The organism is Thauera humireducens, from assembly GCF_001051995.2.
Classification (GTDB): Bacteria; Pseudomonadota; Gammaproteobacteria; order Burkholderiales; family Rhodocyclaceae; genus Thauera; species Thauera humireducens.
In genome coordinates this window covers 3,181,501-3,194,637 of record NZ_CP014646.1, presented here as the reverse complement: position 1 = coordinate 3,194,637, position 13,137 = coordinate 3,181,501, and the positions used below count along the sequence as shown (strand labels likewise).

Annotated in this window: 16 protein-coding genes; 7 read left to right on the top strand and 9 right to left on the bottom strand. The window is 68.1% G+C overall.

The window, feature by feature from the left end:
• Positions 1 to 7: 7 nt before the first annotated feature.
• Genes rpoZ through AC731_RS14925 form a run of 3 tightly spaced genes read right to left on the bottom strand, consistent with a single transcriptional unit; the run spans position 8 to position 1,719 of the window.
• Complete coding sequence (gene rpoZ, locus AC731_RS14935; RefSeq protein WP_004257633.1) at positions 8 to 223, bottom strand: DNA-directed RNA polymerase subunit omega; 216 nt, start codon at positions 221 to 223, stop codon at positions 8 to 10.
• Between the two features lie 2 nt (positions 224 to 225).
• Positions 226 to 840: a guanylate kinase gene (gene gmk, locus AC731_RS14930; protein ID WP_048707225.1), complete on the bottom strand. Its 615-nt coding sequence runs from the start codon at positions 838 to 840 to the stop codon at positions 226 to 228.
• A 12-nt stretch (positions 841 to 852) separates the two neighbouring features.
• Positions 853 to 1,719, bottom strand: a complete 867-nt coding sequence (locus AC731_RS14925; protein ID WP_048707223.1) for a YicC/YloC family endoribonuclease — start codon at positions 1,717 to 1,719, stop codon at positions 853 to 855.
• A gap of 91 nt (positions 1,720 to 1,810) precedes the next feature.
• On the opposite strand from AC731_RS14925, the gene AC731_RS14920 reads away from it, so the two are divergent.
• The 5 genes from AC731_RS14920 to hemW all read left to right on the top strand — a co-directional run bounded on the left by AC731_RS14920 (position 1,811) and on the right by hemW (position 6,316).
• Positions 1,811 to 2,761: a serine/threonine protein kinase gene (locus AC731_RS14920; RefSeq protein ID WP_004257624.1), complete on the top strand. Its 951-nt coding sequence runs from the start codon at positions 1,811 to 1,813 to the stop codon at positions 2,759 to 2,761.
• A gap of 11 nt (positions 2,762 to 2,772) precedes the next feature.
• On the top strand, positions 2,773 to 3,687 hold the full coding sequence (locus AC731_RS14915; RefSeq protein WP_048707221.1) for a PP2C family protein-serine/threonine phosphatase: 915 nt from the start codon (positions 2,773 to 2,775) through the stop codon (positions 3,685 to 3,687).
• A 9-nt stretch (positions 3,688 to 3,696) separates the two neighbouring features.
• Positions 3,697 to 4,416: a ribonuclease PH gene (rph, locus tag AC731_RS14910; protein ID WP_048707219.1), complete on the top strand. Its 720-nt coding sequence runs from the start codon at positions 3,697 to 3,699 to the stop codon at positions 4,414 to 4,416.
• 2 nt (positions 4,417 to 4,418) lie between these two features.
• Positions 4,419 to 5,024, top strand: coding sequence for an RdgB/HAM1 family non-canonical purine NTP pyrophosphatase (gene rdgB / locus AC731_RS14905; protein ID WP_048707216.1), 606 nt, complete (start codon positions 4,419 to 4,421; stop codon positions 5,022 to 5,024).
• Positions 5,025 to 5,095: 71 nt separating this feature from the next.
• The gene (hemW, locus tag AC731_RS14900) at positions 5,096 to 6,316 is read left to right on the top strand and encodes a radical SAM family heme chaperone HemW (RefSeq protein WP_048707214.1); all 1,221 of its coding nucleotides are present in this window, start codon (positions 5,096 to 5,098) and stop codon (positions 6,314 to 6,316) included.
• Between the two features lie 62 nt (positions 6,317 to 6,378).
• On the opposite strand, the gene AC731_RS14895 is transcribed toward hemW, so the two are convergent.
• The 5 genes from AC731_RS14895 to thiS form a co-directional block, all read right to left on the bottom strand.
• Positions 6,379 to 7,005 (bottom strand): YbhB/YbcL family Raf kinase inhibitor-like protein, encoded by a 627-nt coding sequence (locus AC731_RS14895; RefSeq protein ID WP_048707213.1) that lies wholly within the window; start codon positions 7,003 to 7,005, stop codon positions 6,379 to 6,381.
• Between the two features lie 49 nt (positions 7,006 to 7,054).
• Positions 7,055 to 8,893 carry a signal peptide peptidase SppA gene (sppA, locus tag AC731_RS14890; protein ID WP_048707211.1) on the bottom strand — a complete coding sequence of 613 codons (1,839 nt, stop codon included), beginning with the start codon at positions 8,891 to 8,893 and terminating at the stop codon, positions 7,055 to 7,057.
• Between the two features lie 13 nt (positions 8,894 to 8,906).
• Positions 8,907 to 9,665, bottom strand: coding sequence for a tRNA (guanosine(46)-N7)-methyltransferase TrmB (gene trmB / locus AC731_RS14885; RefSeq protein ID WP_048707209.1), 759 nt, complete (start codon positions 9,663 to 9,665; stop codon positions 8,907 to 8,909).
• Entirely contained in the window at positions 9,662 to 10,447 is a 786-nt protein-coding gene (locus AC731_RS14880; protein WP_048707208.1) for a thiazole synthase, read from the bottom strand. Before AC731_RS14880 ends, trmB begins: the two co-directional genes overlap by 4 nt.
• A 101-nt stretch (positions 10,448 to 10,548) precedes the next feature.
• Positions 10,549 to 10,752 (bottom strand): sulfur carrier protein ThiS, encoded by a 204-nt coding sequence (gene thiS, locus AC731_RS14875; RefSeq protein ID WP_004257580.1) that lies wholly within the window; start codon positions 10,750 to 10,752, stop codon positions 10,549 to 10,551.
• A 198-nt stretch (positions 10,753 to 10,950) separates the two neighbouring features.
• Between thiS and metX the strand changes: the two genes are divergently transcribed.
• Positions 10,951 to 12,078: a homoserine O-succinyltransferase MetX gene (metX, locus tag AC731_RS14870; RefSeq protein ID WP_004257576.1), complete on the top strand. Its 1,128-nt coding sequence runs from the start codon at positions 10,951 to 10,953 to the stop codon at positions 12,076 to 12,078.
• Between the two features lie 82 nt (positions 12,079 to 12,160).
• On the top strand, positions 12,161 to 12,748 hold the full coding sequence (gene metW, locus AC731_RS14865; protein ID WP_004257573.1) for a methionine biosynthesis protein MetW: 588 nt from the start codon (positions 12,161 to 12,163) through the stop codon (positions 12,746 to 12,748).
• A gap of 55 nt (positions 12,749 to 12,803) precedes the next feature.
• On the opposite strand, the gene AC731_RS14860 is transcribed toward metW, so the two are convergent.
• Positions 12,804 to 13,121, bottom strand: coding sequence for a hypothetical protein (locus AC731_RS14860; RefSeq protein WP_048707206.1), 318 nt, complete (start codon positions 13,119 to 13,121; stop codon positions 12,804 to 12,806).
• Positions 13,122 to 13,137 lie beyond the last annotated feature (16 nt).

Genomic DNA, 13,137 nt, shown 5'->3' with positions numbered 1-13,137 from the left:
ACCAGGCTCAGGCCTGGCCGCGGTTCAGCATCTCGAGCCCGACCTTGCCGGCGGCGACTTCACGCAGCGCGATGACGGTGGGCTTGTCCTTGTCGTGCGGATCGATGTCGATCTGCGGCGTGCTGCCGATGGTCAGCTGACGGGCGCGATAGGTCGCGGCCAGCGTGAGCTGGAAGCGGTTCGGAATCTTCTTCAGGCAGTCTTCGACGGTGATGCGGGCCATGTTCAATCCTGTTCGAGAAAATCAAAAAAATCGGGATGACGCTGATGCTGGTTCGGGTAGCGCAGGCGGGCGGCACGCACCACTGCGACCAGATCGTCCAGCGCAACGTCGATTTCGTTATTGATTATAACGTAGTCAAATTCGGCCACATGGCGCATTTCCCCGCGTGCGCCAAGCAGGCGGCGGCTGATCACCTCGTCGCTGTCGGTGCCGCGACCGCGCAGTCGCGCCTCGAGCTCTTCCATCGACGGCGGCATGATGAAGACGCCGACCGCCTCCGGGAAGGACTTGCGCACCTGCTGGGCACCCTGCCAGTCGATCTCGAGCAGGGTATCGCGACCGGCCGCGATCTGGTCCCGCAGCCACACCTTGGAGGTGGCGTAGTAGTTACCGTGGACCTCAGCCCACTCGAGAAATTCGCCGCGGTCGCGCAGGGCACGGAAGGTGGGCACGTCGACGAAGTGGTATTCGCGGCCATCCTGCTCGCCGGGGCGGGGCGCGCGCGTGGTGTAGGAGATGGAGAGCTGCACGCGCGGGTCGCGCTGCAGCAGGCCACGCACCAGGGTCGTCTTGCCGGCGCCCGAGGGCGCGGTGACGATGAAGAGGGTTCCGGGCATGGACGACGTTCCTTACTCGATGTTCTGCACTTGTTCGCGCATCTGCTCGATCAGCACCTTCATTTCCATGGCGATGCCGGTGATGTCGGTGGCGGGCGACTTGGAGGCGAGGGTGTTGGCTTCGCGATTGAGCTCCTGCATCAGGAAGTCGAGGCGCTTGCCGGCCGCGCCGCCAGCCTTGAGGATGCGCTCGACCTCGTCGAGGTGGGTGCTCAGGCGCGTGAGCTCCTCGGCCACATCGATGCGCTGCGCGTACAGCGCGACCTCCTGGCGGATGCGGTCTTCGTCCAGGCTGGCGACCGCATCGCGCAACTTGGCGGTCAGGCGCTCCTGATATTCGGCGACGACCGCCGGCATGCGCGGCGTGGCCGTGGCGACGAGTTCGCGCATGCGCGTGACGCGCTCGCGAATGGCGTCGGCCAGCTTCTCGCCCTCACGGCGGCGGGTGGCGACCAGCTCCACCAGCGCGGCATCCACCAGTGCGCAGATGTGCGGCAGCAGTTCGTCGAAGCCGAGGCTGTCGTCGGCGAGCATGCCGGGCCAGCGCAGCAGCTCATTGACGGACAGCGGCGGGGCGTCCGGAAAGCGGGCGCGCAGCGTGTCCTGCGCTTCGGCGAGCTGGTCGACCAGCGCCCCGTTCAGGGACAGGCTGCGCGGCGCGCCATGCCCGGCCTGCAGGTTGAGGCGGCATTCCACCTTGCCGCGGCCGAGCTTGGCGGTGACGCGTTCGCGGATGGCGGGCTCGGCCTGGCGCAGGTCGTCCACGATGCGGAAACCGAGGTCGAGGTAGCGCGAATTCACGCTGCGCAGTTCCAGGTGAACGCTGACGCCACCCAGGTCGCGGGTCTGGACCGCGAAACCTGTCATGCTCTGGATCATTGGGGTCTCCGGGAACCCGGCGCGATCGATTACACTGCGGGTCCCACTCAGGAAAGAGGCTGGGAAAGCCCGGATTCTAGCGCCCTCGAAGATGCCGCCTCAAGCCAACTGCGCGCTGCCCGCAGGCTTCCTGCTCGACCAGTACCGCATCGACCGCCAGCTTTCGCTCGGCGGGTTCTCGATTGTCTACCTGGCGCATGACGAAGCCGGAACGCCGGTCGCCATCAAGGAGTACCTGCCGAACTCGCTCGCCCTGCGCAAGGACGGCGAGATCGTGCCGCAGGTGACCGAAGAGCACCAGGCCGCCTTCCGCTACGGCATGAAGTGCTTCTTCGAGGAAGGCCGCTCGCTGGCCAAGCTGATGCACCCGAACGTGGTGCGGGTGCTCAACTTCTTCCGCGCCAACGGCACGGTGTACATGGTCATGCAGTTCGAACGCGGCCGCACCTTGCACGACTTCATCCAGAAACACCGCGGCGAGATCCGCGAAGCCTTCATCCGCACCGTGTTTGCACGCATGCTGAACGGCCTGCGCGAGGTCCATGCCCACAAGCTGCTGCACCTCGACATCAAGCCGTCGAACATCTACCTGCGCACCGACGGCACGCCCGTGCTGCTCGACTTCGGGGCCTCGCGCCAGACCCTGATGAACGACCAGCCAATCCTCAAGCCCATGTACACCCCGGGCTTCGCCTCACCCGAGCAGTACGACCGCCGCGACCAGTTGGGCCCGTGGAGCGATATCTACAGCGTGGGGGCGAGCCTCTACACCAGCGTCGTCGGCAGCGCGCCGCCGCGTGCCGACGAGCGTGTCAAACAGGACACGCTGCAGCCACTGGCGAAGACGCAGTCCGACCGTTTCTCGCCGCAACTCCTCGAATTGATCGACTGGTGCCTCAAGCTCGACCCCTTTGCGCGGCCGCAAAGCGTGTATACGCTGCAGAAGGCGCTGGTCCGCAAGAGCGAGGTGGAGACCGTGCCGCACACCCCCTGGTTCACCGATCTCGGCAGCAAGCTCAAGGCCTTCATCGGCCGCGGCTGAAGGAATTCGACATGCGATTCACGATCTACCAGGAAAGCCGCATCGGCCAGCGCCAGTCGAACCAGGACCGCATCGCCTACTGCTACTCGCGCGACTCGCTGCTGATGCTGGTGGCCGACGGCATGGGCGGCCACCAGCACGGCGAACTGGCCGCGCACATCGCGGCACAGTACATCACGCATGCCTTCCAGCGCGACGCCCAGCCCGCGCTGCACGACCCCGCGCTGTTCCTGTCGCGCGCGCTCACCGGCGCCCATCACGCAATCCTCGACGACACCCTCGACCGCCACCTGCAGGAGGCGCCGCGCACCACCATCGTCGCCTGCGTCGTGCAGGACGGCAGCGCCTGGTGGGCGCACGCGGGCGATTCGCGCCTCTACCTGTTGCGCCGCGGGCGCATCCACACCCGCACCCGCGACCATTCGCGCGTGCAGATGCTGATCGACCAGGGCCTGCTGAGCGCCCGCGACGCCACGAACCACCCGGGACGCAACCGCATCTATTCCTGCCTGGGCGGCACGCACTCGCCGCAGATCGAGTATTCACCGCGCATGGACCTGCTCGATGGCGACACCTTCGTGCTGTGCAGCGACGGTGTGTGGGGTCCGCTCGGCGACGAAGCCCTGCTGCTCGGCCTCGTCGACAGCCCGCTGCACCAGGCCGTGCCGCGCCTGATGGGGCAGGCCGAGGCCCGCGCCGGCGAGACGGCCGACAACCTGTCCATGGTCGCGATGACCTGGCACGACGACCTGTCCACCCCGGGGCCGGACGTCATCTCGACGCAGACCATGGCACTCAACCACTTCACCACCGAGATCGACCTGAGCAGCCGCAGCATCGGCCAGCTCGTCGACCTCGACGAGGACGAGATCGAACGCGCCATCCGCGAGATCAACGCCGCCATCCACAAGTTCGACAAGCAATAGGACTCCCCCATGCGACCCAGCGAGCGCAAACCCGACGAACTCCGCGCCGTCCGCCTCACCCGCAATTTCACCTGCCATGCCGAAGGTTCGGTGCTGGTCGAGTTCGGCGCCACCCGCGTGCTGTGCACCGCCAGCGTCGAGGAAAGCGTGCCCCCCTTCCTGCGCGGCAAGGGCCAGGGCTGGCTCACCGCCGAGTACGGCATGCTGCCGCGTGCCACCCACACGCGCAGCGCGCGCGAGGCCGCCAAGGGCAAGCAGAGCGGCCGCACGCAGGAGATCCAGCGCCTCATCGGCCGCAGCCTGCGCGCGGTGGTCGATCTGGAAGCACTGGGCGAACGCCAGGTCATCATCGACTGCGACGTGCTGCAGGCGGACGGCGGCACGCGCACGGCCTCGATCACCGGCGCCTGTGTCGCGGTGCACGACGCGCTGATGGGGCTCGTCACCAGCGGCACGCTGCCGCGCAACCCGATGCGCGAGTTCGTCGCCGCGGTTTCGGTCGGCATCCACAAGGGCGCACCGGTGCTCGACCTGGACTACGCTGAGGACTCGGACTGCGACACCGACATGAACGTGGTCATGACCGAAGGCGGCGGCCTGATCGAGGTGCAGGGCACGGCCGAGGGCGCGGCCTTCTCGCGCGCCGAGCTCAACACCCTGCTCGATCTCGCCGACAGCGGCATTCGTCGCCTGTTCGCGCTGCAGCGCGCCGCGGTTCACGGAGGTTGAAGATGAGCAAGCGACTGGTACTGGCGAGCAACAACGCCAAGAAGGCGGCCGAGATGCAAGCCCTGCTCGCACCGCTGGGCATCGAGGTGATCCCGCAGAGCGCGCTCGGCGTGAGCGAAGCGGAGGAACCCCACCCCACCTTTGTCGAGAACGCGCTGGCCAAGGCCCGTCACGCCGCAGCCGCGACCGGCCTGCCGGCCATCGCCGACGACTCGGGCCTGTGCGTCGAGGCGCTGGGTGGCGAGCCGGGCGTACAGTCGGCGCGCTTCGCCGGCGAGCCCAAGTCCGACGCGCGCAACAATGCCCTGCTGCTGGAAAAACTCGCCGCCTTCCCCGAGCCCGGACAGCGCCGCGCCTATTTCTGCTCGGTCGTCGTTCTGGTGCGCCATGCCGACGATCCACGCCCGCTGATCGCCGACGGTGAGTGGCACGGCCAGATCCTTACCGCTGCACGCGGCGAAGGCGGCTTCGGCTACGACCCGCTGTTCTGGCTGCCCGAGCTGGGTCAGACCGCCGCCGAACTCGACGCGGCACTGAAGAACGCGCTCAGCCACCGCGGCGCGGCCATGCGGCACCTCCTCGCCCGCCTCGAGCACCACCCCCTGTAAAACCGCAGGCAAGGCCGGCCGCAGAACACACGCTGCGGCCCGGCGCCTCCTGCCCCCTCAAGACACACGCCGTGACACGCCGCATCATCCCGCTGACCCCTGCCGCGTCGCCGGCGCGCACGCTGCCCCTGCCCGAACGCCCGCAGCTCGAGGCGCCGCCGCCCCTGTCCCTGTACGTGCATTTCCCCTGGTGCGTGCGCAAGTGCCCCTACTGCGACTTCAACTCGCACGCACCGCGCGAAGGCGGCATCCCGGAACGGGCCTGGCTCGATGCCGTGCTCGCCGACCTGCAGCACGCCCTGCCGCAGGTGTGGGGCCGCCGGGTGCACAGCGTCTTCATCGGTGGCGGCACGCCGAGCCTGATGTCGGCGCAGACGCTGGACGCGCTGCTCACCGGCATCCGCATGCTGCTGCCGCTCGACCCGCTGGCCGAGATCACGCTCGAGGCCAACCCGGGCACGGTCGAAGCCGAGCGCTTCCGCGACTACCGCGCCGCCGGCGTCAATCGCCTCTCGCTCGGCATCCAGAGCTTCGACGACGCGATGCTGGCGAGGATCGGCCGCATCCGCGGCGGCGACGAGGCACGGCGGGCGATCGAGGCCGCCACCACGCATTTCGAACGGGTGAATCTCGACCTGATGTACGCCCTGCCGGAGCAGCGCCTGGAAATGGCGCTCGGCGACCTGGAGACCGCGCTCGGCTTCGGCACCGAGCACCTGTCCTGCTACCACCTGACGCTCGAGCCGAACACGCCCTTCGCCCACGATCCCCCGTCCCTGCCCGACGACGACGTCGCCGCCGACATGCAGGAGGCGATCGAGTCGCGCCTCGCCGCAGCCGGCTTCGAGCACTACGAGACCTCGGCCTTCGCCCGCCCGCACGGCCAGAGCCGGCACAACCTCAACTACTGGACCTTCGGCGACTACCTCGGGATCGGCCCCGGGGCGCACGGCAAGCTGTCCAGCCATGAAGGCATCCGCCGCGAGATGCGGCACAAGCACCCGGCGCGCTACCTCGAAGGCGCGGCGCGCGGCGATTTCATCCAGGAAGCGCGCGAGGTGTCGGTGACCGAACTGCCCTTCGAGTTCATGATGAACGCGCTGCGCCTGACCGAGGGCGCGCCGGCCAAGCTGTTTGCGGCGCGCACCGGCCTGCCACTCGAGGCCATCGGCGAACGCATCGAGGCAGCGCGCGAACGCGGGCTGCTGGAGATGCGCGACGGGCAGATCCGACCGAGCCCGCAGGGGCGACGCTTCCTCAACGATCTGCTGCAGGTTTTCCTGGACGACTGACTGCGCCCGCCCGCGGTAACCGTGCGCACCGGGCCCAGCCGGGCCGGCGCGCACGCGCCGATTCAGCGCAGGGCCGGGTTCAGTGCGTAAGTGCCGGTGAGCTTCGCCTCGGCCAGCACGTGCCCGGCAATCGCCGCACGCACCTCGGGACCGGTGAAGCGCCCTTCCACCGCGCAGCGCGGCACATCGAGCGCGTACAGCGTGAACACGTAGCGATGCACGATCTCGTCGTTCCACGGCGGGCAAGGGCCGTCGTAGCCGTGGTAGTCGCCCTTCATCGCGTCGTCGCCGGCGAACCACGCCGTGTAGTCATTGACGCCGTGACGCGCGCCCAGCGCGGTCTCGGGGCCGGGCTTGCCGCCGGGCGTGACTTCACCGGAGAAGTGGCCGGCATCGATGGCGCGCAGGTCGGCCGGCAGATCCACCACCACCCAGTGGAAGAAATCCACCCGCGGCAGGCTGGCCGGCACCGTGCGGCCTTCCTGGTTCACGTCATCGCCCCTGCTCGGCACGTCCGGGTCGTGGCAGATCAGCGCAAAGGACTGCGTGCCCGCCGGCACGTCGGACCACGACAGCTGCGGGTTGCGATTGGCACCGAGGCGGGCGTGTCCCTCCTCGGCGGGGATGCAGAAGGCGAACTCGCCGGGAATCGGCGCACCGTCGTTGAAGCTCTGGCTGGTGAGTTTCATGCTGTCTCCTTCGTCACGGTCGGGTGGATCGCGTGCGCGGCGCCTGGCCTCACGGCGCCTCGCACAGGCAATGCATGTACAGGTGCTGCGGATCGTTCCAGCGCAGCAGGTCGGCGGCCGGTGCCTGCACCTCTGCAAGCAGGCGGGCGAGCGGTGAGGGCCTGGCGGCGAAACCGGCATCGATGCCCAAATCCTCGGCAAAACCCGTCAGCTTGCGTAGCAGGCGCTGCTGCAGCGACTCGTCCGCCGTCGGCCACACGACCTCGTAGTCGCTGAGGCCCGCACGCCCGGCGGCCGCAGCGACCGCGGCCTCGAGACCGCCAAGCTGGTCGACCAGACCGAGCTCGTGCGCGGCCTTGCCGGTCCACACCCGGCCGCGGGCGACGGCATCGACCTCGGCCGCGCTCATGTCGCGCGCCTTGCCGACGACGTCGAGGAAGCGGCGATAGCCGTGCTCGATGCCGAGCTGCATCGCATCGGCCGCCGCCGGACTGAGCGGACGACGCGGGTCGAGCGCACCGGCCAGCGGCGCGGTCGCCACGCCGTCGACGCCGATGCCCAGGCGGCGCAACGGCTCCGAGAACTCGGGGAACATCGCGAAGATGCCGATCGAGCCGGTCAGCGTCGAGGGCGCGGCCCAGATCTCGTCGGCGCCCGCCGCGATCCAGTAACCGCCCGAGGCCGCCACCGAACTCATCGACGCGATCACCGGCTTGCCCGCCTGGCGGGTCAGCTCGAGTTCGCGACGGACGACTTCCGACGCCCAGGCGCTGCCGCCCGGGCTGTCGATGCGCACCACCACCGCCTTGACCTGCTCGTCCTCGCGCGCCGCGCGGATCAGCTCGGCAAAGGTGTCGCCGCCCACCACGCCAGCCGGCTCGCGCCCGTCGACGATCGCACCCTGCGCCACCAGCACGGCCACCTTCTCCGCCGGTGCGTGGCGTGCGCCGCGGACCACCGCCAGGTACTCGCCGATCTCGACCATGCGCGCGTCGCCGCTGCCCGCGTGGGCGCCCACGCGCTCGACCAGCCGCGCCCGCCACTCGTCGCGGGTGCTGAAGCGGTCAACCAGACCGGCGCTGCGTGCCGCCAGCGCGGCGTCGCCGCCCGCCGCGGCAAGCGCGTCGCGATAGTTCTGCACGTGGGCTTCGACCGCTTCCGGCGCAAGCTTGCGCGCGACCGCGATGTCGTCGCGCAGCATCGTCCATAGTCCGTCGAGCAGGTCGCGCGAGGCCTCGCGGTCCTCCTCCGACATGTCGTTGCGGGTGAAGGGCTCGGAGAAGGACTTGTATTCGCCGACGCGGAACACATGCACCTTCACGCCCAGCGCGTCGAGCGCCTCCTTGAAGTAGGCGCCGTAGCGCGACAGGCCGTGCAGCAGCACGAAGCCGTCCGGCGACAGATGCAGTTCGTCCGCCACCGTGGCGAGGTAGTACTGCCCCTGGGTGAAGCGCTCGCCGCGCGCGAGCACCGGCTTGCCGGAGGCCTTGAAGTCGACAATCGCCTGACGCAGTTCGGCGAGCTTGGAGAGGCCGCCAGCCATCAACTCGTCGGTCTCGATGACCAGGGCCTTGATGCGCGCATCGTCCTTCGCCACGCGGATCGCCTCGAGCAGGTCGCCGAGCGAAGCCTGCCCCGCCGGCGCACCGCCGGCCGCCAGCAGATCGAGCGGCCGCTCGAACACCGGCTGTTCGACAAGGCTGCCGGTCGGGCGCAGCAAGAGCGCCGCCCCCTCTGGAATGTCCGGCGCAGGGCGGAAGAAGAAGGCCACGAGCATGCCGACGCTGAAGATCAGCATGGCATAGAACAGGCCGCGCACGACGAAGTCCAGCGTACGCACGAACAGGCGCAGCGTGGCGAAGAGGAAGCGGAACAGACCCCGGATCAAGCGCCCTCTCCCCTCAGTCCGCGCGACGACGGAACACCAGGTCCCACACGCCGTGGCCCAGCTTCAGGCCGCGGCTCTCGAACTTGGTCAGCGGCCGGTAGTCGGGGCGCGGCGCGAAACCGTCCGCGGTGTTCTGCAGCAGCGGTTCGGCGGAGATGACCTCGAGCATCCAGTGCGCGTAGTCCTCCCAGTCGGTGGCGCAGTGCAGGTAGCCGCCGGGGGCGAGTTTCTGCGCGATCAGCGCGACGAAATCGGACTGGATGATGCGACGCTTGAAGTGGCGCTTCTTGCGCCAGGGGTCGGGGAAGAAGACATGCACGCCGGCCAGCGCAGCGTCGGCGATCATGTCGCGCATCACCTCGACCGCGTCGTGCTGCATGATCCGCAGGTTGCCGAGATCGCCCTCGGCGATGAGCTTGCACAGCGCGCCGACACCCGGCGTGTGGACCTCGATGCCGAGGAAGTCGTGGTCGGGCATCGCGGCGGCGATCCTCGCCGTCGTCTCGCCCATGCCGAAGCCGATCTCGAGGATCTTCGGCGCCTTGCGGCCGAAGGCTGCGTCGAGGTCGAGCGGCGCCACACGGTAGTCGATGCCGACCTTCGGCAACATGTCGTCCAGGTAACGCTGCTGCGCCTCGGACATGCGGCCCTGGCGCAGCACGAAGCTGCGGATGCTGCGGCTGGAGAAGCGGTGTTCCGGGCTGTCGCGGCCGATGATCTCGACCCCGGCGACGGGTTCCTGCACGCGCTGCGTGTCGTTGGCGTGGCTCATGAACCGATCAGCCCCTGGGTCGGCGAACTCGGATCGGCCGAATAGAACTTGCGCGGCATGCGCCCGGCGAGGAAGGCCTCACGGCCGGCCTCGACGGCCTTGCGCATCGCGCTCGCCATCAGCACCGGCTTGCCGGCGGCGGCGATCGCGGTGTTCATCAGCACGCCGTCGCAACCCAGCTCCATCGCGATCGCGGCATCCGACGCGGTGCCCACGCCGGCGTCGACCAGCACCGGCACCTTGGCGTTGTCGATGATGAGGCGCAGGTTCCACGGGTTCAGGATGCCCATGCCGGAGCCGATCAGCGAGGCCAGCGGCATGATCGCGCAGCAGCCGATGTCCTCGAGCATCTTCGCCTGGATGGGATCGTCGGCGCAGTAGACCATGACGTCGAAGCCGTCCCTGACCAGAGTCTCGGCCGCCTTGAGCGTCTCGGGCATGTTGGGGAACAGGTTCTTGGGGTCGCCCAGCACTTCCAGCTTGACCAGCGCATGCCCGTCCAGCAGCTCGCGCGCCAGGCGCAGCGTGCGCACCGCGTCGTCGGCGGTGTAGCAGCCGGCGGTGTTGGGCAGGATGGTGAATTTTTCCGGCGGCAGCACGTCGAGCAGGTTGGGCTCGTCCGGGTTCTGGCCGATGTTGGTGCGGCGGATGGCGACGGTGACGATCTCGGCGCCGCTGGCGTCGATCGCTTCGCGCGTCTCGGCGAAATCCTTGTACTTGCCGGTGCCGACGAGCAGTCGCGAGTTGTAGGACTTACCGGCAATGACCAGGGGGTCGTTCATGGTGTGAGCCTGTGCTGTTCTTGAGTGACTGTGGTGAAGACCGGCTGCGCGCGGAAAGTTCGCCGCTGCGTTGCCGGGTCGCGCATTCTCGGCGCCGGAGCTCAGCCGCCGCCGACGGCGACGACGATCTCGAGCCGGTCGCCGTCGGTCAGCGCGACCTCGGCGTGACGCGCCTTCGGCACGATCTCGCCGTTACGCTCGACCGCCAGACGCTTGCCGACGAGGCCGCGGGCCTCGAGCAGTCCGAAAACGGTGATACCGGGCGCCAGCGATTCGGGCTGGCCGTTGACGATGACCTGGATCATGGCGATGCGGATGGACGTTGCGGGCGAAAATCTTATCACGGCGCCGACGTTTGACTTTTCCCGCCACGAGCGCTAAGTTCGCCCGACCTAGCGCCGATTTGATCAACAGCTTGCGGGCGCTCAACAAATACGGCTAAAGCGAGGGCACCCAGTCCGCGTCTTCAGCCGACTGGGTTTTTTGTTTTGCAGATGACGAAAATGATCCAACCCCAATCGGTCGGTGTGGTCACCCCGCAACGCGCCGAGTTCACCGAGCCGCTGGCCCTGCGCGGCGGCGGCACGCTGGACCACTACCACCTCGTCTACGAGACCTACGGCACGCTCAACGCCGATCGCAGCAATGCGGTGCTGGTGTGTCACGCGCTGTCGGGCTCGCACCACGTTGCCGGCACCTATGCCGACGCGCCGCACAACGTCGGCTGGTGGGACAACCTGGTCGGTCCGGGCAAGCCGCTGGATACGCGCAAGTTCTTCGTCATCGGCGTCAACAACCTCGGCGGCTGCTACGGTTCGTCCGGTCCCAACCAGATGAACCCGGCCACCGGCAGGCTATGGGGCGCAGACTTTCCCTTCGTCACCGTCGAGGACTGGGTCGAATCGCAGGCCCGCCTCGCGGACCAGCTCGGCATCCGGCGCTTCGCCGCCGTGGTCGGCGGCAGCCTGGGCGGCATGCAGGCACTGTCATGGGCGCTGCAGTTTCCCGAGCGCGTCGGCCACGTCGCGGTGATCGCCGCGGCGCCCAAGCTCACCGCACAGAACATCGCCTTCAACGAAGTGGCGCGACAGGCCATCCTGACCGACCCCGAATTCCACGGCGGACACTTCTACGAGCACGGCGTGGTTCCGGCGCGCGGGCTCAAGCTGGCGCGCATGGTGGGCCACATCACCTACCTGTCCGACGACGCGATGGCGGAGAAATTCGGCCGCAGCCTGCGCCACGGCCGCAACACCTACAGCTATGACGTCGAGTTCGAGATCGAGTCCTACCTGCGCTACCAGGGCGACAAGTTCGCCGGCTACTTCGACGCCAACACCTACCTGCTGACGACCAAGGCACTGGACTACTTCGACCCTGCCTTCGAATACGGCGGCAACCTGCCCGCCGCGCTCGCCCGCGCCAGCGCCGACTTCCTGGTGGTGTCCTTCACCACCGACTGGCGCTTCTCGCCCGAGCGTTCGCGCGAGATCGTCTATGCGCTGCTACACAACAAGCGCAGGGTCAGCTACGCCGAGATCGACTGTCCGGCCGGCCACGACTCCTTCCTGCTCGACGAAACGCGCTACCACGCGCTGCTGTCGGCCTGGTTCGACCGCATCGAGGCATGAATGACACAACCCCCACGCTCACTGCGTTCGCTGCCCCCCAAGGGGGTGTCAGTACGCTTGAGACGGTTCGGCGCATACTGATATGACCTCCTACCGCTACGACTATGAAGTGATCACCCAGTGGATCGAGCCCGGCGAGAAGGTGCTCGACCTCGGCTGCGGCGATGGCGACCTGCTCAAGCACCTGATGCAGGTACGCCAGGTGCACGGCTACGGCGTCGAGAACGACCCCGACAAGCTGCTGGCAAGCGTGAAGAACGGCGTCAACGTGATCCAGATGGACCTGGAAAAGGGCCTGGTGGGGCTGGAGGACGGCTTCTTCGACCACGTCATCATGAGCCTGTCGCTGCAGGCCATGCACAACACCCAGGGCATCCTGCACGAGATGCTGCGCGTGGGCCGCGAGGCCGTGGTGAGCTTCCCGAACTTCGGTTACTGGCGCCACCGCCAGAGCATCCTCAACGGCCGCATGCCGGTGTCGGAAAGCCTGCCGCACCAGTGGTTCAACACCCCCAACGTGCGCTTCTTCACCATCGCCGACTTCGACGCACTGTGCGAGATGAACGGCATCGCGGTGCGAGAGCGCCTGGCTTTCGACGAGGGCAAGCTGGTGCTCGAGGAGCCGAACTTTCTCGCCAGCGTGGCGGTGTACCGCCTGGGACGCGGCTGAACGCAGACCGGGGCGCGCTGCCGATGCAGGGCGCCCCGGTCAGGTAACGCGGAGATCAGCCGACGACGAAGGCCGACACGTCCACGCGCACGGCGGGACGATCGAGCGCGGCTGCCGTCACCACCGCGAACTTCTTCGCCCAGTCGGACGCCTGCTCGAAGCGGCTTTCGCCACCGTACTTGGCGACGTTGAGGATCATGTCCAGCACCAGCACCTTACCCATCGGGTTGGAGGGCGTGCACTCGAGTTCCTCGAATTCCTTCGCCAGCCAGCTGCGCGCCTGGTCCTTGGTCGTTCCCGCCACTTCGGATTCGTGCAACGCAAACTCGTACTCGCGGTTGCCACCGAACACCACGGTCACTGTGTAGGACATGAAGGACTCCCTCCTC

What these genes read in the sequence shown, in the direction of transcription:
- AC731_RS14860 (WP_048707206.1), bottom strand. Translation starts at nt 13,121, where the DNA reads ATGTCCTACACAGTGACCGTGGTGTTCGGTGGCAACCGCGAGTACGAG.
- rph (WP_048707219.1), top strand. Translation starts at nt 3,697, where the DNA reads ATGCGACCCAGCGAGCGCAAACCCGACGAACTCCGCGCCGTCCGCCTC.
- AC731_RS14915 (WP_048707221.1), top strand. Translation starts at nt 2,773, where the DNA reads ATGCGATTCACGATCTACCAGGAAAGCCGCATCGGCCAGCGCCAGTCG.
- metX (WP_004257576.1), top strand. Translation starts at nt 10,951, where the DNA reads ATGATCCAACCCCAATCGGTCGGTGTGGTCACCCCGCAACGCGCCGAG.
- metW (WP_004257573.1), top strand. Translation starts at nt 12,161, where the DNA reads ATGACCTCCTACCGCTACGACTATGAAGTGATCACCCAGTGGATCGAG.
- AC731_RS14920 (WP_004257624.1), top strand. Translation starts at nt 1,811, where the DNA reads ATGCCGCCTCAAGCCAACTGCGCGCTGCCCGCAGGCTTCCTGCTCGAC.
- AC731_RS14880 (WP_048707208.1), bottom strand. Translation starts at nt 10,447, where the DNA reads ATGAACGACCCCCTGGTCATTGCCGGTAAGTCCTACAACTCGCGACTG.
- gmk (WP_048707225.1), bottom strand. Translation starts at nt 840, where the DNA reads ATGCCCGGAACCCTCTTCATCGTCACCGCGCCCTCGGGCGCCGGCAAG.
- rdgB (WP_048707216.1), top strand. Translation starts at nt 4,419, where the DNA reads ATGAGCAAGCGACTGGTACTGGCGAGCAACAACGCCAAGAAGGCGGCC.
- trmB (WP_048707209.1), bottom strand. Translation starts at nt 9,665, where the DNA reads ATGAGCCACGCCAACGACACGCAGCGCGTGCAGGAACCCGTCGCCGGG.
- thiS (WP_004257580.1), bottom strand. Translation starts at nt 10,752, where the DNA reads ATGATCCAGGTCATCGTCAACGGCCAGCCCGAATCGCTGGCGCCCGGT.
- AC731_RS14925 (WP_048707223.1), bottom strand. Translation starts at nt 1,719, where the DNA reads ATGATCCAGAGCATGACAGGTTTCGCGGTCCAGACCCGCGACCTGGGT.
- rpoZ (WP_004257633.1), bottom strand. Translation starts at nt 223, where the DNA reads ATGGCCCGCATCACCGTCGAAGACTGCCTGAAGAAGATTCCGAACCGC.
- AC731_RS14895 (WP_048707213.1), bottom strand. Translation starts at nt 7,005, where the DNA reads ATGAAACTCACCAGCCAGAGCTTCAACGACGGTGCGCCGATTCCCGGC.